The following is a 25187-nucleotide window of genomic DNA, read 5'->3' on the forward strand; positions in this document are numbered from 1 at the left end:
TCACGCGCGCCCTCAATGGAAGTCCCGCGATTTGGGCAAGATGCGCACATTGCGCGGATGGCTGGACGTGCGCGGGTGCTGGGGATGCAAGAACTCATCCGCCCTCGACAAGGCGATATGCGGCTTATGCGTATCCGACAGGCGCGACATCTCGGCGGTGCGATCATGCACGCGGGTCGCCATCAGGTGGACGACGCCTTCCTTGCTCCGCTGCACCTCCCCCTCGACCAGCATCAGCCGCGACGCCATGACAGGCCGCCGCTGCATTTCGAACAGTCGCGCCCACAGCAAAATGTTGGTGATCCCCGTCTCATCCTCGATCGTGATGAAGACGGCGTTGCCCTTGCCTGGCCGCTGCCGCACCAGCACCACGCCTGCCGTCCGCACCTTCGTCCCGTTCTTCGCCGCCGATGTCTGCGCGCAACTCAGCACGCCCTCGGCCGCAAAAACCGGGCGCAGGAACTGCATCGGATGGCCTTTTAGGGACAGGCGCGTCATCTGGTAATCGGCCGCAACCTGTTCAGCGAGCGGCATGGCGGGCAGCATGGCATCCGGCTCCTGCCCCAATTCTCCCGCCGCTTTCTGGTCCCGTTTGCGGGCAGCGGCGAACAGCGGCAATTCATTGGACGGCGTCCGCCGCGCTTCCCACAGCGCGGCCCGCCTGTCCTGCCCCAACGACCGGCAAGCGTCCGCATCCGCCAGCAAGCGCAGCGCCCGCGCAGGCAATCCCGCCCGCCGCGCCAGATCTTCAAGGCTGGTGAACAGACCCTGCGCCCGCGCCTCGACCATCTGCGCAGCCCAGGTCTCGCGAAAACCATCGACTTGGCGAAAGCCCAGCCGCAGCGCCAACGCCCGTCCCTCTCCCTCGCCCCTTCGCCTGTTCCGCGATCGCAGCAGCGGTTCCAGCGCATTATCCCACCCGCTCATGTTCACATCCACATCATGCACGGCAACGCCATGCTCCCGCGCATCCCGGACGATCTGCGCCGGGGCATAAAAGCCCATGGGCTGCGAATTCAGCAACGCGCAGGCGAACACGGCAGGCTGGTGGCACTTGATCCAGGCCGACACATAGACCAGCCGGGCAAAGGACAGAGCATGGCTTTCAGGAAAGCCGTAGCTGCCAAACCCCTCGATCTGGCTATAGCATCGCTCGGCAAAATCGCGCTCATACCCACGCCCCACCATGCCGCCGATCATCTTCTCCTTGAACTTGTCCATGCCCCCCACCTGCCGGAAAGTCGCCATCGACCGCCGCAGCTGATTGGCCTCCGAAGGCGTAAATTCCGCCGCGACAATAGCGAGCTTCATCGCCTGCTCCTGGAACAGGGGGACGCCGTAGGTATCCTTCAGCAACTCCCGCAATTCGTTGGGATTGTGGGGTGGACTGGGCGAAGGAAATTCCGCTTTTTCGAGTCCTGCCCGCCGCCGCAAATAAGGATGAACCATGTCACCCTCGATCGGGCCAGGCCGTACAATCGCGACCTGCACCGTCAGGTCATAAAGATTTTCCGGCTTCAAGCGCGGCAGCATGTTGATCTGCGCCCGGCTTTCCACCTGGAACACGCCAATGCTGTCCCCCTTTTGCAGCATGGCGTAAACAGCAGGGTCTTCGGAATCGAGATCGACGGTGAGGTCGTAATCGCCCAGTCCATGACGCCGCATCAACTCATAGGCTCTCCGGATGCAACTCAACATGCCGAGCGCCAGCACATCGACCTTCATCAAGCCAAGCGCATCGATATCGTCCTTGTCCCATTCGATGAAGCTGCGATCGGGCATCGCGGCATTGTGAATGGGCACCGTTTCATCCAGCCGGTTCTGGGTCAGGACGAAGCCGCCGACATGCTGCGACAAATGCCGTGCGAAAGGCGCGCGGATCAACTGCTCAACCAGCGATCGCAATCGGAGGATCTCCACGTTGTCGAGAGAAAAGCCCGCGTCGATGAAACGTCTATTGCCCAGATCGCGTGAGTAACTTCCCCAGACGGTGCTCGACAGGCGCGCCGCTATATCTTCGCTTAGTCCCAGAACCTTTGTCACTTCACGCAGAGCGCTTCGGGACCGGTAATGAATGACGGTCGCGGCGATCCCCGCCCGTTCGCGCCCATAGCGACGGTAGATATATTGCATCACCTCCTCGCGCCGCTCATGTTCGAAATCGACGTCGATGTCGGGCGGCTCGTTCCGCTCTTCCGATACGAAGCGGGAAAAGAGCAGGTCGTGCTTCATCGGATCGACGGAAGTGACGCCCAACAGAAAGCAGACGATGGAATTGGCTGCAGACCCCCGGCCTTGGCAGAGAATAGGAGGTTTTTGAGCGCGCGCAAATCGGACGAGATCGTGGACGGTCAGGAAGTAATAAGCATAATTTTGTCTTCGGATGAGCCGCAGCTCCTGCCCGATCAGTGCTCTTACCTTAGGAGGCAATCTGCGTCCGTAACGCCCTTTTGCTCGGCGGCGCACCAAATTCTCCAGCCAGCCATCGGGTGACCAGCCGAGCGGAACCGGCTCATGAGGATATTCATATTTTAAGTCGGTAAGGACGAAGTCGATCTGATCGACGAACCGGATCGTTTCGGCAAGCGCTTGCGGACAGTCGGCATAAAGCCGGGCCATTTCGAGGGGAGGCTTGATATGCCGTTCGGCATGCGCTTCCAGCCGCTGTCCCGCCTGCTTCAACGTCACGCCATCCCGAACGCAGCTGAGCACGTCCTGCAATGGCCGCGATGATGCTTCGGCATACAGCACATCGTTAGTCGCTATAACGGGCACGCCCACCTCTCCAGCAATCTTCTGAATGACGGCGGCATGACGGCGGTCTCGTCCATGATGGCGCAGGGTCAGCCCGAGCCACACGCGTCCCGGCGCTGTGTTCTGCAACCGGCGCAGTGCATCCTGCCATGTGGGTGGAGCCGCGGGCGGCACCAGTTTCAGGTGAGAGATGGATACCGCTTCATCACCAGACGGATAGGCCGGAGGAGCTTTATGCGCCTCTTGGGGGCGGGCCGTGGAAAGCGGCAGGATGATCAGCAGAAGATCGTCGAGGTGATCGATCAGATCGCTGAAGGTAAGAATACAGTCGCCCTTCACCGCCTCCATATTGCCCTTGGTCAGCAGGCGGGTGAGCCGTCCCCAGCCTAAGCGGCTTTTGGGATAGGCGAGAATATCAGGCGTCCCATCGACAAAGACCAAGCGAGCGCCCACTACCAGGCGCAGATCGGTATGACAGGCCGCTTCTTCCTGGGCGGTCAGTTCGACCGATTCACCTCTCTCCTTCTTCGCTTTGATCATGGCATCACGTGCCTTGCCGGGTGCGTCACGCAACGCGACATAGGCGCGCACAACGCCAGCCACGCTGTTCCTGTCGGCAATGCCGATGGCCTGAAGCCCCAATTCAATCGCCCGGCCGACAAGGTCGGAAGGGTGGGAAGCGCCGTGCAGGAAGCTGTAATTGGACATAACGCCCAGCTCGGCGAAACCAGGACCCTGCTTTAAGGGCGGCGCTATTGCAGGCTTCCTCCCATCCTTCTCCCTTGCCTCGATCCTGTCCAGCTCCCGCCGGTCAGGGGATTTAGGCTTGGACGGATCAGGCCCCTTGCCGCGTTTCATGCGAACAGGCCGTGGATATACCATCCCGGATGCCGCGCCTCCGTGCCGTAAAGGCCGTGGCGGAAAATCCAGTAGCGGCGGCCGCGCGCATCCTCGATCCGGTAATAGTCACGGGTCATCCCTGCGCTTTCGCCCGCCAGCGCGCCGTCCTTCGCCTTCCACCATTCGGGCGCGATCCGCTCCGGCCCTTCATAGCGGGTCACTTCATGCACGCTGCGCCGCCAACGGAAATGATGGGGTGGGCCATCCGGAACTTCCGCCACCACCTCGATCGGCTGGGGCGGATCGAACAAATGGATGGGGCGCATGGGTGGGTCGCCCGGTTCGCCCTGGCGCGGCCAACTGGATGGCGTGCGGCTTTCGATCGCGGGCAAGGCGAGCTGCGCCTGCTCGGGAATATGGCTGTCGCGCGGCTCCAGGCGCTGGATACGATTGCGGCCGGCCCGCACGGACAGCCGGTCGACCAGCGCCGCGACCGCTTCCTCGCGCCGCGCTTCACCACCTTCCAGCGCCAGTTGGGTCGCAGCCATCGGCTCGGTCTGCGGCACGGTAAGGCGCAGCATGTCGAAGCCGAAACCGGGGTCGAGCGGATCGGACAGGCTGTCGATCCGCTCCTGCACCAGCCGCATGATCGCGGGCGCATCGCGCACTGGCAGGCCGGTTTCCACCCGCAGCGGAAAGGCAAGGCCATCGGTACGGAAGAACAACAGCTCGAACCGCCGCCCGCCCTCGCCCCGCTCCGCCAGCCGTTCGCCCGCTTCAGCCGCCATCTCCTCGACCCGTTGCAGGGCATAGGCGGTGCTGCCCACCGGTTCTGCGAAACGGCGCTCGATCCGCAGCACAGGGCGTGGGCGGCGGGGGCTAAGCGGACGATGCCCCAGACCCAGCAAGCGATGCAGCGCATCCACCGCCTCCTCACCAAAACGCGCCGCCAAAGTTGCGGCTGGTCTGGCGGCAAGGTCGCCGATGGTGCGCAGCCCCGCGCGTCGCAACGCCACGCTGCTCTCCTGCTCCAACTCCAGCGCCTCCACCGGCAGGCGGCGCAAGGCAGCCTCTTCATCGGGCGCTGGCCCTGCGGAAAAGCGGCACAGAGCATGGGCGCCCTCCGCAGTGCCCGCTATCGCATGACGCACCTCCATGCCGTGCCGCTCGAACCGGTCCACCGCCTCACGCGCCATGGCCTCCTCTCCGCCCCACAGATGCGCGCAGCCGGTGATGTCCAGCATCAGCCCATGCGGCGGATCGATCGCCGCCGCCGGCGTATAGCGCGCGCATCCATCGCACAGCCGCTCCAGCCAATCCTGGTCGGCGTGGTGATCGGCTTCGAAACTGACAAGGTCGGGCTCCTGCGCCCGCGCATCAGCCAGCGTCATGCCCGCGCTCAGGCCCAGCGCCAGCGCGTCGGCATCCGGCGTGACAAGACGCATCGCCCCGCGCATGGACTCGACGATGGCGACCGGGCCGGCACCGGCCTGCGCCTGCCACAGATCAGGCCGCGCGATGCGCAGCCGATCGACCGCCAGGAAGGGGAACCACAGCGCCAGGTAGCGCCGCCTCTTCAGCGCGTCCTCCGCTTGCCCATCCATGCTCATGGCGTTCATCGCACTCTTCTCCAAAATCTCCCCGCTCGGCATTCCACACCATCCGCCATGTCATGCCGTCCGGCCCCGACCGGCGGCGCAGCAGGTGGAGCGAGAAGGCGCTCAGGCCCGGCGCGTTGCCGGGCAAAGGCAGGGAAGGCGCGGCCTCCACCCGCCACCGCGTCTCCGCCGCGCTCGGCACCGGATCGCCCCCGATCCGCAATATGAAGGCGGTAACCCCCGACGTTTCCGCCGCCAGCGCCAAGCGCCGGCTTGCCGTCAAGTCCATAAGCGGCGCGCCCCCGCGCAGCTCGATGACGAGCGCACCCAGCGCCGGGCAGCGCAATGCATCGACCGCCGCGCGCAGCAGCAGCGCTTCGTCTTTCATCGCACCGATCAGCAGCCGCGCCGGATCAATGCCCAATTCCGCAAGTCCCGGCCCATAGGGCTGCACCCCTGCCCCCTTGGCAAGCCGCAGCCAGAACAGCGGCAAATCGCCCGCCGCCAGATGAGCAAGGATCAACGACAGGCCCGCTGCCGCGCCTTCATCCTCGTCACCGCCGAAAAGCTCATGCAGCCGCCCGCGTGCCAGACCGCCTTGCAAGGCCTGATCGAACAGACCATGTCCCGTCGCCACCGGCGCACCAGCCTCCATAGCCGGAATGCCTTCCAGCGATGCGATATGCCGCCTGAGGGCTGCAAGGGTTTTTACCGACTCGACCATAAGAATGTTCTTCTTATGTTCTTTTCGATCCTCCGACGAACCCTGTCAATCAGGGATGCATTGCCGTTGAGGGAGCGGGCAGAACTCTCAGCGCCAACGTGCGAGAATCAAGAAAGGCCCGCCGCGACATGCGCAGACGGGCCTTTCACTATTCATAAAAAACGCAGCTACAAGCGCGCCTTATTCGCCGTCATCATCCGGTTCAGGTCCTGTCATCATGCCTTCAGCAACTTCCTCGGTCTTGCCGCGGATGGCGCGTTCCAGGCGTTCGGCCATCTCCGGATGTTCCTTGAGGAAAGTCTTGGCATTTTCCCGGCCCTGCCCGATTCGAACGGAGTCGTAGGAGAACCACGCGCCCGACTTTTCAACGATGCCGGCCTTGACGCCCAGATCGAGGATCTCCCCGATCTTGGAAACGCCTTCGCCATACATGATGTCGAATTCGACCTGCTTGAACGGCGGGGCGACCTTGTTCTTCACCACCTTAACGCGGGTCGCATTGCCGACGATATCGTCGCGATCCTTGATCTGGCCGGTGCGGCGGATGTCGAGGCGGACCGACGCGTAGAATTTAAGCGCGTTGCCGCCCGTCGTCGTTTCCGGATTGCCGTACATAACGCCGATCTTCATGCGCACTTGGTTGATGAAGATGACAAGGCATTTCGACCGCGAAATCGATCCCGTGAGCTTGCGCAGCGCCTGGCTCATCAAACGCGCCTGAAGGCCGACATGGCTGTCGCCCATCTCGCCTTCGATTTCGGCGCGGGGCACCAGCGCGGCCACCGAGTCCACCACCAGCACGTCGATCGCGTTCGACCGCACCAGCGTATCGACGATCTCCAGCGCCTGTTCGCCAGTGTCGGGCTGCGACACGATCAGTTCGTCGATATCGACGCCCAGCTTCTTGGCATAGACCGGGTCCAGCGCATGTTCCGCGTCGACAAAGGCCGCAACGCCGCCTGTCTTCTGCGCCTCTGCAATGGCATGCAGCGCCAGCGTGGTCTTGCCCGAGCTTTCCGGCCCATAGATTTCGATGATGCGCCCGCGCGGCAAGCCGCCAATGCCGAGCGCGATATCGAGCCCCAGCGATCCCGTCGAAATCGCCTCGATCTCGATCTTCTCGCGGCTGCCCAGCTTCATCGCCGAACCCTTGCCAAAGGCGCGGTCGATCTGGGAAAGGGCCGCTTCCAATGCTTTCTGTCTGTCCATTGTCCCTGTCTTCTTGGAATCGATGAGTGAGAGCATTGCTGTCATCGGCCTATCCCCTGTCAAGCGGAAGCGCCGATTAAGTGGCGCCTTGGCCACTACGTATCCGCTTTGTTCTCAAAGAACAAGAGGGGAACGGAAATTTCCTATTTAGGCGGAGAGCACCTTGGCCAGCGCCCGCTCGACCGCGCCGATCGTATAGGGTTTCGCCAGCGTCGGCCGATCCGCATGACCTGATGGCACATCATCAGCCATGCCGCCCGTGGCAAAGATGAAGGGAATTCCCGTCTCGGCCAATATGTCGGCCACGGGCCAGCTTTTCTCGCCCTGCAAATTGCAGTCGAGCAGCGCCGCGTCAAAGCCGCCCCTGCGCGCCTGATCGCACGCCTCATCCACCGAAACGGCCACCGCGTGCAGGCGATATCCCAATGTTTCGAGATAATCTTCCAGCATCATGCCGATCATTGCTTCATCTTCGACCACCAGGATGGTCTTGCTGTCCGACATGTGCGATCCCCTATTTCGTCACGCTCGCTATCTTATCATCGACGCGCGGACCAGCATAAACGCTTGATCGTTCAAGAAGTTCATTCAGCCGTGGGCCGCATCGCCAGGGCGTCACGCGCGGCCTCTGCCAACTGGCTGACGGAAAAGGGTTTTGGCAGGAAGGCGACATTGGCAAGGTCGATCGACTTGCGCAGTTGTTCCTCGGCATAGCCCGACATGAACAAGACCGGAAGGTCGGGATGCGTATCCCGCGCGCGCGCAACCATGGACGGACCATCCATATTGGGCATTACCACATCGGAAATCAGCAGGTCGATCTGCTCGCCGCCTGCCAACACCTCCAGCCCCTGCTCGCCGTCATTGGCGGTCAGCACCTTATAGCCCTGCCGCGACAGCGCGCGTTCGGCGACGGCGCGGACCATGTCCTCATCCTCCACCAGCAGCACGGTGCCGGTGCCCCATGTCTCGCTGCGCTTGATCGGCGCCTTTGAGGGGATCGCCTGCTCCATGTCCGCGCCCTGATAGACGGGCAGATAGATGACGAAGCTCGCGCCCCGCCCGAGTTCGGATTCGGCAAAGATGTAGCCGCCCGATTGTTTGACGATGCCATAGACCGTCGACAGGCCCAGCCCCGTGCCCTTGCCCAATTCCTTGGTCGTGAAGAAGGGTTCGAATATCTTGGAAAGAATGTCGGGCGGAATGCCGAGCCCGGTGTCGGATACGCGCAGCGCGGTATAGTCGGCGGCTGGCAATATTTCCTGCCGCATCTCGCGCACCTTGCCCGCCGGAACCGCATAGGTCTGGATATTGAGGATGCCGCCTTCGGGCATCGCGTCGCGCGCGTTGACCGCCAGGTTCACGATCACCTGCTCCAACTGGCCCGGGTCCGCGCGCACCGCCCCCAGGTTGCGGCCATGGCTGACCTCCAGCTTGACGCTCTCGCCCAGCAGGCGCTTCAGAAGGTTGGAGACATCGGCAACGATGTCGGGCAGTTGCAGCACCTGCGGGCGCAACGTCTGCTGCCGCGAAAAAGCGAGCAGCTGGCGCGTCAGCCCGGCTGCGCGATTGCTGTTCGACTTGATCTGCTGAATATCGTCATAGTCGCTGTCGCCCGGCGTATGGCGCATCAGCATCAGGTCACAATGGCCGATGATGGCGGTCAGGATATTGTTGAAGTCATGCGCGACCCCGCCAGCCAGCTGGCCGATCGCCTGCATCTTCGTCGCTTGCGCGACCTGCCGCTTGAGCTTGCTTTCCTCGCTATTGTCCTTGAGGCTCAGCAGCACCGCCGCCTCGCCCAATCCACGGACGCCCGCGAGGCTCAACGCGGTCGGCTCCTCCGGTTCGTTCCGCAGCCTGATCGCAATGTCGCCGGACATTTGCGGCCCCACGGCAAAGCGGCGCACGGCATCAGCGACCGCCGCCTGATCCTCACGTACGACAAGGTCGCCCGGATAGCTCGGCTTCTCGCTCCGCTTCAGCCCCACGGCACGGGAAAAGGCGCCGTTCAGGAACAGGATACGCCCGTCGCGATCCGCCATCGCCAGGCCAAAGGGCAGCAGCGACAGCAGCGTTTCGATATAGGAAAGCGCCGACGTGCCGCCCGCGCTGCCCGCAGGCTCGTCGATCAGCAGCAGGAGCATCGGACCGTCCTGCCCTCCGCCCTGCCCGCTCCCCTGATAGCCGCCCGGCTGCGTCGCGCGGCGCAAGGGCACCTGCAACAAGCGCAGCGGCAACCCGCCCGACTCTTCCCGCGCCAGGAACAGCCGTCCCTTGTCATCGACCCGCATATGGGCGGCAAAATCGCGCCCGGTGATGTTGGCGTCGATCCGCCCCGCCGCGCGCAGCAGGAAAGCGCCATTGGCCGAGCGGATGCGCCCTTCCCCCCCGATCATGACCGCCATGATCCCGGCCTCACCCATCTGCCGCCCGGCATCGCCCGTCAGCAGCCGATGCACGTCATCCAGCGCGTTGGGCTGGCGTACAGGGGTAAAGCGCCACAGCAGATAGTCTTCCGACCGGCCCGTGCGGCTGATATCGACGTCCAGCCGCAGCGCGCCCTGCGCAATGCCTTCCACCCGCGCTTCGCCGTCGCGCCAGGCTCCGCGCGCGGCATCGGCAAGGCTTTCGGCCAGCCCCGTTTCGGCCGTGATGTTGGGGGGCGTTGGAAATCCGGGAAACCATTCGCCAAACAGGTCGCTCGCGCAAACGAGCCGCCCGGCACGATCAGTAACCGCGATCGCCATGCTCGACGCGTCCGCCGCGGCCCGCGCGACCGTCCAGTCCGGCACCGCGTCAAGGTCAGCGGCTTCTTCGGGAAAGAGGCGGCGATACCAGCTGAGCAGCGCGGCGGCGGCCAGGATCATTGCGCCGAAACCAGCGCCGACCGCCGCATTGCCGCTCGCGAAAATGACCAGGATCGCGGACAGCAGCGCAGCCAGTATCAGCAGCGGCAGGGCCAGCCGGGAAGGGCGTTCGCCCGTCCACGCTTCCCCATCCCTTTTGATACGCGAGGCCATCGGCCGGCCTTCCCCCTGAAAACGCCTGGACTATTCTACCCGACGTCAGACGCGGGCGACTTCTTCCAATGCGCTGCTTTCGGGTGCCTTGCCAATCCTCAATTTACGCGCATGCCATTTCCGGCCCATCCTGTGGCGCCAGAACCAGTCGGCCAGAAAATAACCCACGACCGCGAAGGCGATGGAAATAAGGGCGAGGCCGAACAGCATGGCGGGCGCAGCTTCGGAAAAGAGCCAGGCGCACCATTCGCGGATCGACGCATGCTTGTCGACCAACGCCATGAAGCCCGAAGCATCGGCGCTGCGCCCGAGCAGCCAATTACCGATATAGACCGACGCCATCAGGAACAGCGGCGTGGTGGCGGGATTGGACAGGAATGTCATCGCCGCCGCGATCGGGATATTGGCCCGGAACGGCAGCGCCAGCAGCGCCGCGCCCGCAATCTGCACGCCGGGGATCAGCAGAAAGATGCCGACGAGCAGCCCCAGCGCGACGCCACGCGGCACCGACCGCCGGGTAAAGCGCCACAGCGACGGTTCCAGCACCCGGTGCGCGACTGGCGCGATGAAGCGATTTTCCTCCATCGACTCCCGGGTCGGAGCATTGGCGTGCCACCAGCGGGCCAGACGGCCCATGCTCGCCTTGGGCCCCATCAGCGATGCGCCTTCATGATGCGCTGCTGATCGCGCTTCCAGTCGCGTTCCTTGATGGTGTCGCGCTTGTCGTGCGTTTTCTTGCCCTTGGCCAGCGCCAGCTCGACCTTTGCCTTGCCGCGGCTGTTGAAATAGACGCTCAAGGGGACGAGCGTCATCCCCTTGCGCTCCACCGCGCCATGCATGCGGGCGATCTCCCGCTCGTGCAGCAACAGCTTGCGGGGCCGCTTGGGTTCATGATTATAGCGGTTGCCGTGGCTGAATTCGGGGATGTTGCTGTTGACCAGCCACACCTGATTGCCCTTCACCTCGGCATAGCTTTCGGCGATGTTGCCCTCGCCGAAGCGAAGCGACTTCACCTCCGTCCCCTGCAGGGCGATGCCCGCTTCGAACACGTCCTCCAGAAAATATTCGAAGCGCGCGCGCCGGTTCTCGGCGACGATCTTCTTCTTGTCGAACAGTTCGGGACGGGGGCGGGCCATGGCTCTCTTAACTAACTCACTTCACCATATAGGGCCGCAGCCCCTTTCAGACGAGACCCGCAATTTCCAAAGCGCGATCGACGGCGGCTCGGCTCGGTTCCGAAGGCCATGTGATCGGCAGGCGAAGCTCGCCGGGCATGTCGGGCCGCACCCGATTAAGCGCATATTTGACTGGCCCAGGTGAAGAATCGCTGAACAGCGCGTCATGCAGCGGGTAGAGCCGGTCCTGCAGCGCCAGCGCACCGGTCCAATCGCCTGACGCGCACGCCGCCTGGAACTGCGCGCACAGGCGCGGCGCGACATTGGCCGTGACGGAGATGCAGCCCCTGCCCCCCATGGCGTTGAATCCCAAAGCGGTTTCGTCATTGCCGGACAGCTGGCAGAAATCATCGCGGCACGCGAGCCGCTGCGCGGTGACCCGCCCCAGATTCCCGGTAGCGTCCTTGATGCCCACGATCCTCTGATATTCTTCGGACAGGCGGTGGATCACCGGCACACCGATATCGGTAATCGTGCGGCTCGGCACATTATAGAGGACGATGGGCAGCTGGCAGCGTTCGGCCAGATAGGCGAAATGCTGATAGACGCCTTCCTGGTTGGGCTTGTTATAATAGGGCGCGACCACCAGCGCGGCGTCAGCGCCTGCGGCTTGGGCTGCAAACATATGCTCCAGCGCGATTCGCGTGTCGTTGGAGCCGCAGCCCGCGATCACCGGCACCCGGCCCGCTGCCTGGTCGACGCAGATGGCGACGACGCGATTATGCTCCTCGACCGTCATGGTCGCGCTTTCCCCGGTGGTGCCGCACGGTACGAGCGCGCTGCTTCCCTCCTCGATCTGCCAGTCCACCAGCGCGCGAAAAGCCGCCTCATCCACGGCTCCATCGCGGAAAGGGGTGATCAGTGCCGGAATCGACCCGGAAAACATCAACAAACTCCTTCAATTCACCGGCATTCCGGGGCACATTGTCGCCTCAAGGCGACGGGGCGCTATAGCGCGTCATTCAGGGCCTGATAAGGATGGAATTGCGATGATGTCCAGTAGGCTGTCAACTCGCCGCCCCGAAACAGCAATGGTCCGCATGCCCTTGATCGCTCTTCTTCTTTTTACCGCCGGCGCCAGCGCCCAGACCGAAACTCCAACAGCATCGCCCTATCCGCCGGGCGCAATAGTCCAGCAGCTACCTGCCAAGACTCAGTCCTCGCCTCAGCCGTCGCCCTGGAATCAGGTCAGCAGCCGAATCGGCATTGCCTCCGATCCATCGATCTCCGCGACGATCAGCCAGTGGCGCGCCTTGCAGCAAAGCGATGGCCTGGGCTTCTCCTCCTATGCCAGCTTCATCCTCGCCAATCCCGGCTGGCCGGGGGAGGACCGGATGCGGCGGCTGGCGGAAACCGGCATCAACCCCAACAGCTATGATCCGCGTCAGGTGACGGCTTTCTTCGCGCGCTTCCCGGCCCGGACCGCCACGGGCCATGCCCGACATGCGCTGGCGCTGATGCAGATGGGCCGGGCGGCCGAAGCCCGCGTCGCCGCCCGCAGCGCCTGGATCGGCGGAACGCTTTCGCCGGACGATGAAGCAAGATTGCTTTCGATGTTCGGTTCGGGCTGGACGAGCGCGGATCATGACCAGCGCGCCGACATGCTGCTGTGGGGCAATGACATTGCCGGTGCGCAGCGGATGCTCGCCTATGTCACGCCATCGCGGCGGCCGGTCTATGAAGCACGCATGGCATTCCGCCGGAAAGCGCCGGACGCGGCTGTCCGGATGCAGGCGGCAGAAGCCATCGGCGTCTCCGACGCGGGCTTCGTGGCGGACAAGGCCACATGGCTGATGAACACCGGCAATTGGGTCGCCGCCCGTCAATATCTCGCCAATCGCCCGCAGCTGACCTTCCGTCCGGGCAATGCCGAAAAATGGTATGAGACCTTGCTGGGCCAGGCCCGCGCCGCCGCCAACGACAGCCAGTGGAGCTTCGCCTATGGCATCGCCAGCAAGCTCGACGACGCCTACGCGCCCGGCACCGACGTTTCCAGCCGCCCGATCGGCGAGCGTGATGACTATACCAGCCTTGCCTGGCTGGCGGGCTCGACCGCCTTCTACAATCTCAATCGTCCATCCGACGCAGCGGTGATGTTCCGCAGCTACGCCACGGCCGCCAAATCCCCCCAGACCCAATCCAAGGGCTATTATTGGGCCGGACGCGCAGCACTGGCCGCAGGGGATAAAAGCACCGCGAACAGCTATTTTGCCCAGGCGTCGGTATTCTCCGACCAGTTTTATGGTCAGCTCGCCCTGGAACGCGTCGGGAAACCGGTGCCTGCGCCCGCCGCCGTCGAGCGCCCGGTGGAAATCTCCGCCGCTGATCGCACCGCCTTCAACAATCGCTCCGTGGTCCGTGCGGTGAAGGCGCTCGGGCAAATGGGCTATTGGGAGGATCAGAGCAAATTCGCCCGCGCCATTGCCAATAATGCCGACAGCGACAGCGACCATTATCTCGCCGCAGAACTGGCCAAGAGCATCGGCAGGCCCGACATGGGCGTGATGGTCGGCCGCCGCGCGGTGTCGAGCGGCCTCACCGGCTATGGCGAGAGCGCTTTTCCCCGTGTGCCAGTGCCCTCTACCGCCCAGTCCAACTGGACGATGGTCCACGCCATCGCCCGGCAGGAAAGCCAGTTCGACCGCCAGATCGTCAGCCATGCGGGCGCACGCGGCCTCATGCAGCTGATGCCCGGCACCGCGCGCGAGCAGGCGGGCAAGCTTGGCCTTGGCTACGACCCCGGCTCCCTCAACGATCCCAGCTACAACATCATGCTGGGCTCATCCTATTTCCAGCGGATGCTCGACTATTATGGCGGCAGCTATCCGCTGGCGGTTGCGGCCTATAATGCAGGGCCCGGCAATGTGAACCGCTGGATCAGAGCCAATGGCGATCCGCGCCTGCCGGGCGCCGACATGTTGCGCTGGATCGAGCAGATCCCGATTTTCGAAACGCGCAACTATGTGCAGCGCGTGCTCGAAAATGCGGTGGTGTATGAAGCGATGAACCCGGAACGGGCACGTTTCCGGGGCTCGAACACGCCGCTGTCCAAATATCTCGGCAAGCAGACGCCGGGCTGACGCTTCTCATTCTCCTGCCGGGTTGAGCCTGTCGTATCCAGAGGGACTTCGACAAGCTCGACCCGAATGGATAGAGATGTCCCGTCATGACCGCTCATCCCAACTATATCAGCCCCGAAGGCTTCGCGAAGCTGCGCGCCGAATATGATCAGCTGCTTGGGCAGGAGCGGCCCCGCATCGTGGAGATCGTCAGCTGGGCGGCAGGCAATGGCGATCGCAGCGAGAATGGTGACTACCTCTACGGCCGCAAGCGCATGCGCGAAATCGACGGCCAACTCCGCCGCCTTTCCAAGAAGATGAAGGACGCCAAGGTCATCGACCCACGTCAACAACCCGACAAGACCCGCGTCTTTTTCGGCGCGACCGTGACGATCGCTGACGAAGACGACAATCACCGCACCGTCACCATCGTCGGCAATGACGAAGCCGACGCCAGTGCAGGCCGGATCGGCTGGAACTCCCCAATCGCCCGCGCCCTGCGCAACGCGGCGATAGGCGACCTGCGCCGCGTCATGCTCCCTGCCGGGGAGAAGGAATATGAGGTGATGGAGATCAGCTACCCGGAGTGAGCACGTCCAAATGCCTGTCGTCCCAGCGAAAGCCGGGATCTCATGCAACAGGTAGAACATCAGCCCGGAGACCCCAGCGTCGCTACGACCGTTCCGTCATATGATCCCTTAGAAGGGTCTGTAAGCGACCACTTCTTGCCGTCCAATAAGGCGGCCGAGTGGTCCTGCAATCCGCCATTCGATCACCTTATGATCGATTGAAGTTGAGCGGAACGGCACTATGCTCGGTTGATGGCCAATGATCTCCCTCCTCGCTTTACAATCGAGAAAATGAATGAGAGCCAGGGTCATTGCGATTGCTGCGGTCGGGACAGTCGGTCGATCTGGGGCTTGATCCACGATCGAGGCGGCGCGACCACTGCAGCGTATTGGATGCATTGGACGGAAGTGCATATAGACGAAACGGGCGCCAACCTTGATCTAATTCTCGGTCCCTGGGGCGATGACACTGGCCCATCGGACCGCTACGCCGTCGCCCTGATCCATCGACAGCAGGCCAACGGCACTCCTGCCCTGATGGTCATCGATGCGCATGATCGATCAATAGCAGACGGAACGCTCGCCAGCACAGCGTTGCATAGGAACGACGTAATTGGGACGCCTCTGGCTGAACAGGTGTTCGCGCTGACTGATGCCATCTATGAGCAGGACGACCGGTTCTTTTGAATGTCCGCTTCCTGACCTACGCTCTCCAAAGCAGACCGTCCTCAAACCACCCATTCCCGTCATCCCAGCGAAAGCTGGGATCTCAGGAGAGTTTCTGCCCAATCGAGAAAGATGCCAGCTTACGCTGGCATGACGAAGGGCGGAACGCCGGGGGTCACCGAAAGCCGTCCTCAGCCCGCCCCCTCACCGCACAACCTTCTTCCCCACCGGCTGCGCCTGCGCGACCACCGCGCCCGGCTTTGCCGCCAGCCGTGCGATCGTCTTCAGCGCATAGTCCAGCTGGAAATCCTCGATCCCCTTCTTCTTCAGCTCCTCCGCCGTCATGGCGAAGCGGGGGTCTTCCTTCGTGTCTTCCTCCAGCGCGGCATTGTCCGTCTTGATCTCGTTGATCAGGTGACGGCGCAGGTCGCTTTCGCGGAACTTCGGACGGTTCTTGTAATCGGGGTCGGACAGCTGGGGTACGCGGACATCAGGCTCGATCCCGCCTTCCTGCACAGATCGCCCGGACGGCGTATAATAGCGCGCCGTCGTCAGCTTGAGCGCCGTCGTATTGGTCAGCGGCAGCATCGTCTGCACGCTGCCCTTGCCGAAGCTGCGCTCGCCCATCACCAGCGCACGGTGCTGGTCCTGAAGCGCGCCAGCGACGATCTCCGACGCTGAAGCAGAGCCCGCATCGACCAGGACGATGATCGGCAATCCCTTCGCATCGTCACCGGGCTTGGCATAATAGCGCTCGACATCGCCCTTGTTGCGGCCACGCTGCGACACGATCTCGCCGCGTTCCAGGAATGCGTCGCTCACCGACACGGCTTCGTCCAGCAGTCCGCCGGGATTGGAGCGCAGGTCGAGGATATAGCCGGTCGGCTTATGGCCAAGGCTCTTGTCGATGCTGCGGATCGCCTGCCGCAGATCGGCGCCGGTGTTGGCGGAGAAGCTGACGATGTTGATCACGCCAATGCCGTTCTTCACCTCCCACTTCACCGGCTTCAGCTGAATGATCTCGCGGGTCAGCGTCACGTCGATCGGTTTGTCGCGGCCCGCGCGCACGATGGTCAGCTTGATCGACGTGCCCGGTGCGCCGCGCATCTTGTCGACCGCTTCGTCCAGCGTGCCGCCATAGATGAGCTGCCCGTCCAGATGGGTGATATAATCGCCCGCCTTGATCCCCGCGCGCCAGGCGGGAGTATCCTGCGTCGGCGCGATCACCTTGACCGCGCCATCCTCCTGCGTGACCGACAGGCCCAGGCCGCCATAGCTGCCCTCGGTCTGGGTGCGCAGATTCTGGAAATCGCGCGCGTCAAGGAAACTTGAATGCGGGTCGAGGCTGGCAAGCATGCCGTCGATCGCGCCCTTGATCAGCTTTTCGTCATCCACCTTCTCGACATAGTCGCTGCGGACTTTCTGGAAGACGTCCATGAACTCGTCGAGCGCCTTGTAGCTGCTCGCTTCCCCGTCCGCGAGCGCGGCCGTGGTGGCGGGGATGAGCGCGAGCGCACCAAGGGCAACGGCGCCCCGGAAGAAATTGGATTTCATTGCTGTCCTGAGTCCTGGCATCAAGCCATCAGTATAGGGAGGTTCTCAGGCAGACGCAAAACATCGGTGAGGCCGCGCGTCCGGCGTGACGCTATTCGTGCGGGCGCAACGCCTGGTTGAGATCCTCCATCACCTGCGCGATCGGTTCGACCACGGTGACGCTGCGTCCTTCGCCAAAGCGGATGCGGGTGCCTTCCGTGACGGACGATACGAAGGTGACCTGCGCGGCGTTGATGGCGGTTTCGGTCCGGTCGGCGCCCACGAACATCACGAGCATGGCTTTCCTCTCCTTCTGGTTGGACGGAGAGGTTAGCCGCATTTCCGCTATGCGCCAGCCATTTTCGCCTCAGCCTGATGCGTCAGCCGGGGCGGATCGCCTCGATGAACAGGCTGGCGCGGGCATCCAGCCGCTGCGCCTCCGCGGCGAGTTGGCTCGCGGCCTCCCGCATGGCGCGCGCGCCGTCGACCGCCGCGCTCGCATTGTTGCTGATCTGGCTGGCGCTCACCCGCACATGGTCGCTGGATTCGCCCGCCTCGGCCATGCTCGCCGCAATGCCCCGGCTGAAGGCGCCATGGCGGGCGACCGCGTCGAACAAAGATGTGGAAAGCCGGTCCGCTTTCTCGATCGCTGATCCCATCAGCCCATGCCCCTGCGCGACATGACCGACGGTTGAGCGGATATGCTCGATCCGGCTGGCGATTTCGGCCGCCGCTTCCCGCGTCTGCCCCGCGAGCAGCTTCACCTCACGGGCGACTACGGCAAAGCCCTGCCCTGCCTCCCCAGCCCGCGCGGCTTCTATGCCTGCGTTCAGCGCCAGCGTGGCCGTCGCCCGCGCCACGGCGTCGATCAGCGCCGTCACCTCGCCAATGCCATTAGCCTGCACCCGCAGTTGCTCGGTCTGCGCCGACCCCAGCCGCGTCTGCTCGACCGCAGCCCTGATCGCGGCGCCCGCCTGCCGCACTTCCTCCTCGATCGATTGGAACAGCAGGCCAAGGTCATTGGCCGATCCAGCAATGCCGGTCAGATTATCGGCGGTCTGTGCCGCCGCCACCGCCATGCCCGCTGCCGCCTGCCCATTATCCGCCGCCCGTTCCGCCGCATCGCTCGCCAGCCGGGACAGCATATCCGCCATGGCCACCAGATCCGCGATCAGCGTCGCTATGTCGTCGCGGAACCGGCCGCTTTCCCGCGTCACCCGTTCCAGCCGCTCCGCCCGCGCCACCGCTACGCGCGCATCGCGTTCCGCCGCAAGCTTCAGCAGCAATTGCCCGCCGACCATGCCCGCATAGCAGCCGCCCTCCACCACGATCAGCCCTTCGCACTTCTGCCCCTGCGCCGCATACAGGTCGATCACCATCTCGATCGTCGCGCTCCGTTCCACCGATGCGCAGGGCCGCACATGATCGTCGAGCCGCCCGCCAAAACTCGGATTGCGCAGCAGTGCATGGCCGAACGGATTGAACAATATGCGCCGCATGTCCCGCTCATAGATCGCGCCCCTTGGCCGATCCGCGTCATCTAGCACAGGCAGGAGGCGCAGCGACGGGTTCTGCTGAAACTGCTCCACCGCCTCGCTCAGCGGCCGCCCCAGACGGATGAAGGGGCTCGCCATGACGAATGGCAGGCCCTGCCCCTGGGGCAGGCTTGGCGAAGGGTCGAGCATCATGGGCGCGTACATGCGCCGCTGGTAGCCTCCCAATAGTAAATGAGCAGTTAGGTTTTGATGACAGTTTTATGACAAGTCACTGTTTTATTAGGATTTTCGTCCAGGCTCGTACCCGAATGCCTGCCTTGCCAGCTGCACCACTTCCGGGTCCGCTTCCGGAAAATCCATCGGCACCAGCTTCTCCAGCGTCTTCGCCACATATCGGAGCGCGTCGATGCGGCCCGCCTTGCGATCATTATTGTCGATAATCTGCCAGCGCCCATATTTGCCGTCGGTCTTCTCGAACATGTCGTGCATCGCATCGAGATAATCGCCACGCCGCGCCCGGTTGCGATAATCGTCCGCGCCGGTCTTCCACCGCTTCCACGGCGTGTCGAGCCGCTGCGCCAGCTGCTCGTCCTGAGTCTCCTGCGTGATATGCACGAACAGCTTGATGATGTTCGTGCCCGCGTCCGCCTGCTGCTTTTCAAAGGCGTTGATCTCGTCATAGGCGCGCTTCCATTCGCCTTTGGAACAGAGGCCTTCCACCCGCTCCACCAGCACCCGGCCATACCAGCTGCGATCGAACACCGCGATGTTCCGGCCTGCGGGCAGCCGCGTCCAGAAGCGCCACAGGAAATGATGGTCGCATTCTTCCGCTGTAGGAGCCGCGATCGGCCACACTCGATAATAGCGGGGGTCCCATTGCGCGGTCATGCGCTTGATGATGCCGCCCTTCCCCGCCGCGTCCCATCCTTCGAACAGAATGACCGACCGACGATCATGGATCACATGGGCAACCTGAATCTTCGCCAGCCGCTCCTGCAGCTTGTCGAGTTCGGCCTCATAGTCGCCCTTGAACGGCTTGCCCTTCTCATAGTCGGCAAGGTCAATCGCCATGCGCTTCTCCTTCGCTCAGAAGGAAGCAACGCCTCAGGCCGCGAAAAGTCAAATCTCCCTGCCCATGCGCCGTCATCCCAGCGTACGCTGGGATCTCAGGAGGTGAAGTGCGATCTCGACCGAGATCCCAGCTTCCGCTGGGATGACGGTAGGGATTAACCCTTCGCCTGCGGCTCAACCACCCGGACATGCAATTCGCGCAGCTGCTTGAACTCCGCTGCGCTGGGCGCGCCCATCAGCAGGTCCTCGGCACGCTGGTTCATGGGGAACAGCGTCACCTCGCGCAAATTCTGCGCCCCGCACAGCAGCATCACGATGCGATCGACACCAGCGGCCATGCCGCCATGCGGCGGCGCGCCATATTGGAAGGCGCGGTAGAGTCCGCCGAAGCGCTCCTCAACATCCTGCTGCGACAGGCCGACCTTCTCGAAGGCCTTCACCATCAGCTCCGGCGACTGATTCCGGATCGATCCCGAAGCAATCTCATAACCGTTGCAGACCATGTCATACTGATAGGCCTTGATCGTCAGCGGGTCCTGATGCTCCAGCGCGTCCATCCCGCCCTGCGGCATGGAGAAGGGGTTGTGCGCAAAATCGACCGACTTCGATTCCTCGTCATATTCGTAGAAGGGGAAATCGACGATCCAGCACAGTTCAAACCGGTCCTTGTCGATGAGGTCCAGCTGCTCGCCCACGCGAATACGGGCAAGGCCCGCGAGCTTGGCAGCCTGGCTTTCCTTGCCCGCGGCAAAGAACACGCCATCATTGGGGCCAAGGCCGAGCGCTTCGATCAGCTTGGCCGTCCGCTCCTCGCCATGATTCTTGGCGATGGGGCCGCCGGGGACGCCATCCTTGATGTTGATATAGCCAAGGCCCGAATAGCCTTCGCCCCGCGCCCAATTGTTCATGTCGTCGAAGAACTTCCGGCTTCCCGCACCAGCGCCCGGCGCCGGGATCGCGCGAATGACGCTGCCGCTCTCCACCAGCGACGCGAAGATGCCAAAGCCGGAGCCCACGAAATGCTCGGTCACGTCCTGGATCAGGATGGGGTTGCGCAGGTCCGGTTTGTCCGACCCATATTTCAGGATCGCTTCGTCATAGGCGATGCGCGGGAAGCTGCCCGCGGGCGTCACCGGCTTGCCCTTGGCAAACTGCTCGAACACCTGGGCGATCACCGGCTCCATCGTGTTCCACACATCTTCCTGCGTGACGAAGCTCATTTCCAGATCAAGCTGGTAGAACTCGCCCGGTAGGCGGTCAGCGCGGGGGTCTTCGTCGCGGAAGCAGGGCGCGATCTGGAAATAGCGGTCGAAGCCCGCGACCATCAGCAGCTGCTTATATTGCTGCGGCGCCTGCGGCAGGGCGTAGAATTTGCCCGGATGAATACGGCTCGGCACCAGAAAGTCGCGCGCGCCTTCCGGGCTGCTCGCCGTCAGGATCGGCGTCGAATATTCGGTGAAGCCCGCCCCTTCCATGCGGCGGCGCATGTCGGAAATGATCTTGGTCCGCTTGACGATATTGCCGTGCAGCGTCTCGCGCCGCAGGTCGAGGAAGCGGTAGCGCAGGCGGATATCCTCGGGATATTCCTGCTCGCCAGCCACCGGCAGGGGCAAATCAGCGGCAGCAGACAGCAGCACTGCATCCAGCGCGCGGATTTCGATCTCACCCGTCGGCAGGTTCGGGTTCACCGCTTCGGGCGCACGCGCCACGACCTTGCCGGTCACCGTCACGACGCTTTCGGCGCGCAGCGATTCGATCACCTTGAAGACGGGTCCATCGACCTCGGTGACGATCTGCACCATGCCATAATGATCGCGCAGGTCGATGAAGACCAGGTCGCCATGATCGCGCTTGCGATGCACCCATCCGGACACGCGCACCTCATTGCCGACTTCGGCCGAGGTAAGAGCGCCGCAAGTATGAGTGCGATAGGCGTGCATGGCGATTGTATCTTTCAGCTTCGTTTTACGGAAATGACAAAGTGCCGCAGCCCCGCTATGGGCGGTCTTGTCAAGCATTGACGAGCCCGTGAGCGACGGGCCAGCCCATAATAAGATCGAAGACCATATGCAAATCCATCCGCTGATCACCGACAGCAAGACACTCGCGCAATTCTGCGCCCGTATCGCCAAATCGCCCTACATCGCGGTCGATACCGAGTTCATGCGCGAAAACAGCTATTGGCCCGACCTCTGCCTCGTGCAGGTGGCGGACGATAATGAAGCCGCCGCGATCGACCCCAAGGCGCCGGGGCTCGACCTCACGCCGCTGCTCGACCTGCTGGTCGACAATGAGGATGTGCTGAAGGTCTTCCACGCGGGCGGGCAGGATCTTGAGATCATCTACAACCTGACCGGCAAGACCCCCCATCCCCTGTTCGACACGCAGATTGCCGCCATGGCGCTCGGCCTCGGCGAGCAGATCGGCTATGGAAACCTGGTGGACGCATGGCTCGGCGTTCAGCTCGACAAGGGCGCGCGCTTCACCGATTGGGCGCGCCGCCCGCTCGACAAGCGGCAGATCGACTATGCGATCGGCGACGTCACCTACCTCATCCAAATTTTCCCGATGATGCTGGAGGAACTGCGCAAGACCGGCCGGGGCGATTGGCTGGATCAGGAAATGGAACGCGTCTGCGATCCCTCCAACTATGTGAACGAACCGCACGATGCCTGGAAGCGCGTTCGCATCGCCAGCCGCAAGGCAGATGTGCTCGGCCGCCTGAAGGCGCTTGCCGCATGGCGCGAGATCGAAGCGCAGGACAAGAACCTCCCCCGTGGCCGCATCGTCAAGGATGAGACGCTGGCCGATATCGCCAGCCATCCGCCCCGGTCCCAAGAAGACCTTGGCAAGGTGCGCGGCCTCTCCGCCACCTGGAAGACCAACGACATCGGCGCGCGTCTGATAGCGGCGCTCGGCAGCCAGAAGCCGCTCGACAAGGATGAGATGCCCGAACGCGATCCCAAGCGGCCCGGCCTTGGCAAGGACGGCGCACTGGTCGCGGACTTGCTCAAGCTCCTCCTCAAGATCCGCTCGCGCGACATTAACGTCGCCGCTCGCCTCCTCGCGCGCAGCGACGATCTGGACGCGCTGGCCGCTGGTGTCCGCGAAGGCCTCCCGATCCTCGAAGGCTGGCGCTATGAACAATTCGGCCGCGATGCCGTTGACCTTGTCGAAGGACGCCTGGCCTTCGCGGTGAAGGGCGGCCGCCTGAAAATGACACGCACGGAATAGGAACCAAGATGATGCGGGCAGCGGCGCTGATGATCCCCCTTTTGGCTGCGGCCTGCACCTCCGCTGACGGCCAAGGCCCTGCCACAATGCCCGCCACCGCCGAAGGCCCCTGCCGCAACGACGGCCTCGACCGCTTCGTCGGACAGACCGCAAGCGAAGACATCGGAACCCAGTTGCTGCAAGCATCCGGCGCCCGCGCCCTCCGCTGGGGTGCGCCCGGCATGGCCATGACCATGGACTTCCGCCCCGATCGCGTCACTGTCAGCTACGACGAGAAAATGGTGATCAAGTCAGCGCGCTGCGGATAGCGGCTTGTACTCCCCCTCCCGCAGGCGGGAGGGGGCTGGGGGGTGGGCCAGCGCAACGCGAGTTCAGCTTACGCCCTCACCTCCAGGCAACCACCACCTGTCACCCAAAAACCACACCCCCTCCAAGAACCATCCTATTTCGAGCACCAACCCAAAATCCCGCCTGTCCTATTCTCCTGCAACAAGCCTATCCCCGCGCTCTTCTTTGAAACGTCCCATATCACTCCCTCGCGCCCACGCGCGCCCGCCCTCGCGCGCGCATACACTGTGAACTTCGGCGGAAATCCGCCATTTTTGGCGTCCTGCCTCAACATTCCAGTCCTACAAGAGCGCCGCTGCCGATCCGGTTCACATGGCGCTTCCCATCGATCTCCAGCCAATCAGGCGTCACCTCCAGCCGCCTGCCGCGGATCGTCGTGCGCAGATGCTCCACCGCGATCCGGTTGCGCGCCACGATCCGCAGGATGGCGAGCCCGTCACCGCGCGCCGCCATGACGCTGTAGCGGTCGCCGCGCAGCAGGAACCGCCAGCTGCCATCGGTGGGCAGCCATTCATTGCCCTGGATCACTTGCACCGGATCGCCGTCAAGGTCTCCCAAGCGCAGGCTGATCCGCGTCGCGCCCCGGCTGCGGCGCGGCGGCGCGAACATCAGGATCGGCTCGCCATCCAGCATCAGCGGGATCGGCGTATCGCGCAGCAATCGCGAACCGCCCACGATCAGCATCGGCAGTTCCGAAGAAAATGGCATGCGGTCCCGCGCGAAGTGCCGCTGCCTGACGACCGGATTGGTATGAAAGCCCTGCACCTGCGCCGCGGTCAGCCGCCCCTCCTCCACCAGCGCATGGCATGTGGGACAGAGCAATGTGGTCTGCGGGGAGTCGGGCAGGCCCAGATAGCGGTAGATCGTCACGCCGCACCGGACGCAGGCAAAGCCGCATGCCTCCCTCACGTCCTCACGCTGCGTCTCAGTCAATTCAGGCAGCGAAAGCATCACCGGCAAGGCCATGGACGAACCCTTTGCAACCGCTCCTCGCGTCATTGCGAAGCAGCGTTACCCAGTGGCGTCCTTTCCCGGATGCAGGCTCTTCAAGGTCCCTTCACTTAGGACATATGGTTGAAATAATTTGGCCTCAGGTCAAGGGGGCGTGAACGCAGGTCAGCGCTGCGGCAGCAAATCCAGGTTGCGCGATGCCGCGATGTTGCGGATGCGCCCCGGCCGCGGCATCGACTTGATGGCGATTTCCGCGATATCCCCCGCGCTGAAAAGCTCGACATTGCCAACGTCGAATATGCGCTGCCCGAATGTCTGCGTGATGCGCACGCTCCGGATGCTCGACAGTGCGATCTCCGTCCGCTGCTTCGCCAGCAGCCCGCGCTCCATCAGCACCTCGCGGTCGGACAGGGCCAGCCGCTCGCCCTTGGCCCGCAGCCACCAGACGCCGATCGCGAGCAGCCCCACGACGGAAATCAGCAGCAGAACGAACAGAAAGGGATGCGCCCGGAACATCGCAGGATGCTCGTCATACAGCCACGCGTCGCTCATCACTCATCCCATCCACAGGTGCCGCCGGACATGATCATGGATGCCCTGCCCGCGTCAATCCTTGGACAGCGCCTCCTTCTTGTGCGCGGCGCGCTTGCCGTCCCCGGTTTCGACGATGAACTGCGGATTGTCCTTGGAAGCCGCAACCTTGTGCCCCTTGATCTGGGTGGCGCTCGTCTGCTTCTTCACCACCTTGCCATGCGCCTCGCCGCCATGGCTCTTCCAGCTGACCTTGTCGCCGGCCTTGGGTTCCTGCTTCATGTCCTGATCTCCTGCCAAGCCCCAAGAACCCGGCAAGAGGACAGAGGTTGCGCGGGAACCGCTTGTCTTATGACATTGCGGTCCGTTTGGGCCATGCTGGATTGCCCGGGCCGGGGTGGCCACC

At 63.4% G+C, this 25187-nt stretch carries 22 protein-coding genes; 5 read left to right on the forward strand and 17 right to left on the reverse strand.

Going from position 1 to position 25187, the window contains the following annotated elements; all coding sequences use genetic code 11:
- Nucleotides 1-12: 12 nt before the first annotated feature.
- The 9 genes from MU848_RS16740 to dapA all read right to left on the reverse strand — a co-directional run bounded on the left by MU848_RS16740 (nucleotide 13) and on the right by dapA (nucleotide 12209).
- Nucleotides 13-3612 carry an error-prone DNA polymerase gene (locus tag MU848_RS16740; protein WP_247234337.1) on the reverse strand — a complete coding sequence of 1200 codons (3600 nt, stop codon included), beginning with the start codon at nucleotides 3610-3612 and terminating at the stop codon, nucleotides 13-15.
- The gene (locus MU848_RS16745; RefSeq protein WP_247234371.1) at nucleotides 3609-5204 is read right to left on the reverse strand and encodes a Y-family DNA polymerase; all 1596 of its coding nucleotides are present in this window, start codon (nucleotides 5202-5204) and stop codon (nucleotides 3609-3611) included. Before MU848_RS16745 ends, MU848_RS16740 begins: the two co-directional genes overlap by 4 nt.
- Nucleotides 5101-5916: an ImuA family protein gene (locus tag MU848_RS16750; RefSeq protein ID WP_247234339.1), complete on the reverse strand. Its 816-nt coding sequence runs from the start codon at nucleotides 5914-5916 to the stop codon at nucleotides 5101-5103. The genes MU848_RS16745 and MU848_RS16750 overlap by 104 nt, the downstream gene beginning before the upstream one ends.
- A 180-nt stretch (nucleotides 5917-6096) precedes the next feature.
- Nucleotides 6097-7170, reverse strand: a complete 1074-nt coding sequence (gene recA, locus MU848_RS16755; RefSeq protein WP_097090727.1) for a recombinase RecA — start codon at nucleotides 7168-7170, stop codon at nucleotides 6097-6099.
- A 102-nt stretch (nucleotides 7171-7272) separates the two neighbouring features.
- Nucleotides 7273-7629 carry a response regulator gene (locus MU848_RS16760; protein ID WP_097090726.1) on the reverse strand — a complete coding sequence of 119 codons (357 nt, stop codon included), beginning with the start codon at nucleotides 7627-7629 and terminating at the stop codon, nucleotides 7273-7275.
- An 80-nt stretch (nucleotides 7630-7709) separates the two neighbouring features.
- Nucleotides 7710-10148, reverse strand: coding sequence for a hybrid sensor histidine kinase/response regulator (locus MU848_RS16765; protein ID WP_247234341.1), 2439 nt, complete (start codon nucleotides 10146-10148; stop codon nucleotides 7710-7712).
- A gap of 45 nt (nucleotides 10149-10193) precedes the next feature.
- Nucleotides 10194-10802, reverse strand: coding sequence for a DUF2062 domain-containing protein (locus MU848_RS16770; RefSeq protein WP_236575055.1), 609 nt, complete (start codon nucleotides 10800-10802; stop codon nucleotides 10194-10196).
- Entirely contained in the window at nucleotides 10802-11284 is a 483-nt protein-coding gene (gene smpB, locus MU848_RS16775) for an SsrA-binding protein SmpB (RefSeq protein ID WP_201515245.1), read from the reverse strand. The genes MU848_RS16770 and smpB overlap by 1 nt, the downstream gene beginning before the upstream one ends.
- 46 nt (nucleotides 11285-11330) lie before the next feature.
- Nucleotides 11331-12209, reverse strand: coding sequence for a 4-hydroxy-tetrahydrodipicolinate synthase (gene dapA / locus MU848_RS16780; protein ID WP_247234343.1), 879 nt, complete (start codon nucleotides 12207-12209; stop codon nucleotides 11331-11333).
- Between the two features lie 154 nt (nucleotides 12210-12363).
- On the opposite strand from dapA, the gene MU848_RS16785 reads away from it, so the two are divergent.
- The 3 genes from MU848_RS16785 to MU848_RS16795 all read left to right on the forward strand — a co-directional run bounded on the left by MU848_RS16785 (nucleotide 12364) and on the right by MU848_RS16795 (nucleotide 15638).
- Nucleotides 12364-14403 (forward strand): lytic transglycosylase domain-containing protein, encoded by a 2040-nt coding sequence (locus MU848_RS16785; RefSeq protein WP_247234345.1) that lies wholly within the window; start codon nucleotides 12364-12366, stop codon nucleotides 14401-14403.
- 86 nt (nucleotides 14404-14489) lie between these two features.
- Complete coding sequence (gene greB / locus MU848_RS16790) at nucleotides 14490-14972, forward strand: transcription elongation factor GreB (protein WP_247234347.1); 483 nt, start codon at nucleotides 14490-14492, stop codon at nucleotides 14970-14972.
- Between the two features lie 330 nt (nucleotides 14973-15302).
- Nucleotides 15303-15638: a hypothetical protein gene (locus tag MU848_RS16795; protein WP_247234349.1), complete on the forward strand. Its 336-nt coding sequence runs from the start codon at nucleotides 15303-15305 to the stop codon at nucleotides 15636-15638.
- Nucleotides 15639-15821: 183 nt separating this feature from the next.
- Here the strand turns inward: MU848_RS16795 and MU848_RS16800 are convergent, their stop codons facing one another.
- From MU848_RS16800 to aspS, 5 genes are all read right to left on the reverse strand, one after another.
- Nucleotides 15822-17171, reverse strand: a complete 1350-nt coding sequence (locus tag MU848_RS16800; protein ID WP_201515248.1) for a S41 family peptidase — start codon at nucleotides 17169-17171, stop codon at nucleotides 15822-15824.
- 91 nt (nucleotides 17172-17262) lie between these two features.
- Entirely contained in the window at nucleotides 17263-17448 is a 186-nt protein-coding gene (locus tag MU848_RS16805; protein ID WP_097090720.1) for a hypothetical protein, read from the reverse strand.
- Nucleotides 17449-17530: 82 nt separating this feature from the next.
- Nucleotides 17531-18850, reverse strand: a complete 1320-nt coding sequence (locus tag MU848_RS16810; RefSeq protein ID WP_247234351.1) for a methyl-accepting chemotaxis protein — start codon at nucleotides 18848-18850, stop codon at nucleotides 17531-17533.
- Between the two features lie 75 nt (nucleotides 18851-18925).
- Nucleotides 18926-19717 (reverse strand): polyphosphate kinase 2 family protein, encoded by a 792-nt coding sequence (locus MU848_RS16815; RefSeq protein ID WP_247234353.1) that lies wholly within the window; start codon nucleotides 19715-19717, stop codon nucleotides 18926-18928.
- Between the two features lie 155 nt (nucleotides 19718-19872).
- Nucleotides 19873-21657, reverse strand: coding sequence for an aspartate--tRNA ligase (gene aspS, locus MU848_RS16820; protein WP_247234373.1), 1785 nt, complete (start codon nucleotides 21655-21657; stop codon nucleotides 19873-19875).
- A gap of 127 nt (nucleotides 21658-21784) precedes the next feature.
- Here aspS and rnd point away from each other — a divergent pair, with 127 nt between their 5' ends.
- Nucleotides 21785-22951 (forward strand): ribonuclease D, encoded by a 1167-nt coding sequence (gene rnd / locus MU848_RS16825; RefSeq protein ID WP_247234375.1) that lies wholly within the window; start codon nucleotides 21785-21787, stop codon nucleotides 22949-22951.
- 11 nt (nucleotides 22952-22962) lie between these two features.
- Nucleotides 22963-23259, forward strand: a complete 297-nt coding sequence (locus MU848_RS16830; protein WP_247234377.1) for an I78 family peptidase inhibitor — start codon at nucleotides 22963-22965, stop codon at nucleotides 23257-23259.
- Nucleotides 23260-23566: 307 nt separating this feature from the next.
- On the opposite strand, the gene MU848_RS16835 is transcribed toward MU848_RS16830, so the two are convergent.
- The 3 genes from MU848_RS16835 to MU848_RS16845 all read right to left on the reverse strand — a co-directional run bounded on the left by MU848_RS16835 (nucleotide 23567) and on the right by MU848_RS16845 (nucleotide 25063).
- A complete protein-coding gene (locus MU848_RS16835) occupies nucleotides 23567-24265 on the reverse strand; it encodes a hypothetical protein (protein WP_380801080.1) in 699 nt (232 codons plus the stop codon).
- A gap of 150 nt (nucleotides 24266-24415) precedes the next feature.
- Nucleotides 24416-24802: a PH domain-containing protein gene (locus MU848_RS16840; protein WP_247234355.1), complete on the reverse strand. Its 387-nt coding sequence runs from the start codon at nucleotides 24800-24802 to the stop codon at nucleotides 24416-24418.
- Between the two features lie 54 nt (nucleotides 24803-24856).
- Nucleotides 24857-25063, reverse strand: coding sequence for a hypervirulence associated TUDOR domain-containing protein (locus MU848_RS16845; RefSeq protein ID WP_097090716.1), 207 nt, complete (start codon nucleotides 25061-25063; stop codon nucleotides 24857-24859).
- Between the last annotated feature and the right edge of the window lie 124 nt (nucleotides 25064-25187).

The sequence above is a fragment of the Sphingobium agri genome (genome assembly GCF_023051225.1).
Lineage (GTDB): Bacteria > Pseudomonadota > Alphaproteobacteria > Sphingomonadales > Sphingomonadaceae > Sphingobium > Sphingobium agri.

Bases quoted from the DNA above. Each gene is read 5' to 3' on its own strand.
- dapA (WP_247234343.1), bottom strand. From the start codon at position 12,209: ATGTTTTCCGGGTCGATTCCGGCACTGATCACCCCTTTCCGCGATGGA.
- MU848_RS16805 (WP_097090720.1), bottom strand. From the start codon at position 17,448: ATGCTCGTGATGTTCGTGGGCGCCGACCGGACCGAAACCGCCATCAAC.
- MU848_RS16765 (WP_247234341.1), bottom strand. From the start codon at position 10,148: ATGGCCTCGCGTATCAAAAGGGATGGGGAAGCGTGGACGGGCGAACGC.
- MU848_RS16740 (WP_247234337.1), bottom strand. From the start codon at position 3,612: ATGAAACGCGGCAAGGGGCCTGATCCGTCCAAGCCTAAATCCCCTGAC.
- MU848_RS16750 (WP_247234339.1), bottom strand. From the start codon at position 5,916: ATGGTCGAGTCGGTAAAAACCCTTGCAGCCCTCAGGCGGCATATCGCA.
- MU848_RS16840 (WP_247234355.1), bottom strand. From the start codon at position 24,802: ATGAGCGACGCGTGGCTGTATGACGAGCATCCTGCGATGTTCCGGGCG.
- MU848_RS16785 (WP_247234345.1), top strand. From the start codon at position 12,364: ATGCCCTTGATCGCTCTTCTTCTTTTTACCGCCGGCGCCAGCGCCCAG.
- rnd (WP_247234375.1), top strand. From the start codon at position 21,785: ATGCAAATCCATCCGCTGATCACCGACAGCAAGACACTCGCGCAATTC.
- MU848_RS16835 (WP_380801080.1), bottom strand. From the start codon at position 24,265: ATGGCCTTGCCGGTGATGCTTTCGCTGCCTGAATTGACTGAGACGCAG.
- smpB (WP_201515245.1), bottom strand. From the start codon at position 11,284: ATGGCCCGCCCCCGTCCCGAACTGTTCGACAAGAAGAAGATCGTCGCC.
- MU848_RS16810 (WP_247234351.1), bottom strand. From the start codon at position 18,850: ATGTACGCGCCCATGATGCTCGACCCTTCGCCAAGCCTGCCCCAGGGG.
- aspS (WP_247234373.1), bottom strand. From the start codon at position 21,657: ATGCACGCCTATCGCACTCATACTTGCGGCGCTCTTACCTCGGCCGAA.
- MU848_RS16760 (WP_097090726.1), bottom strand. From the start codon at position 7,629: ATGTCGGACAGCAAGACCATCCTGGTGGTCGAAGATGAAGCAATGATC.
- MU848_RS16770 (WP_236575055.1), bottom strand. From the start codon at position 10,802: ATGGGGCCCAAGGCGAGCATGGGCCGTCTGGCCCGCTGGTGGCACGCC.
- greB (WP_247234347.1), top strand. From the start codon at position 14,490: ATGACCGCTCATCCCAACTATATCAGCCCCGAAGGCTTCGCGAAGCTG.
- MU848_RS16845 (WP_097090716.1), bottom strand. From the start codon at position 25,063: ATGAAGCAGGAACCCAAGGCCGGCGACAAGGTCAGCTGGAAGAGCCAT.
- MU848_RS16830 (WP_247234377.1), top strand. From the start codon at position 22,963: ATGCGGGCAGCGGCGCTGATGATCCCCCTTTTGGCTGCGGCCTGCACC.
- MU848_RS16815 (WP_247234353.1), bottom strand. From the start codon at position 19,717: ATGGCGATTGACCTTGCCGACTATGAGAAGGGCAAGCCGTTCAAGGGC.
- MU848_RS16800 (WP_201515248.1), bottom strand. From the start codon at position 17,171: ATGAAATCCAATTTCTTCCGGGGCGCCGTTGCCCTTGGTGCGCTCGCG.
- recA (WP_097090727.1), bottom strand. From the start codon at position 7,170: ATGACAGCAATGCTCTCACTCATCGATTCCAAGAAGACAGGGACAATG.
- MU848_RS16745 (WP_247234371.1), bottom strand. From the start codon at position 5,204: ATGAGCATGGATGGGCAAGCGGAGGACGCGCTGAAGAGGCGGCGCTAC.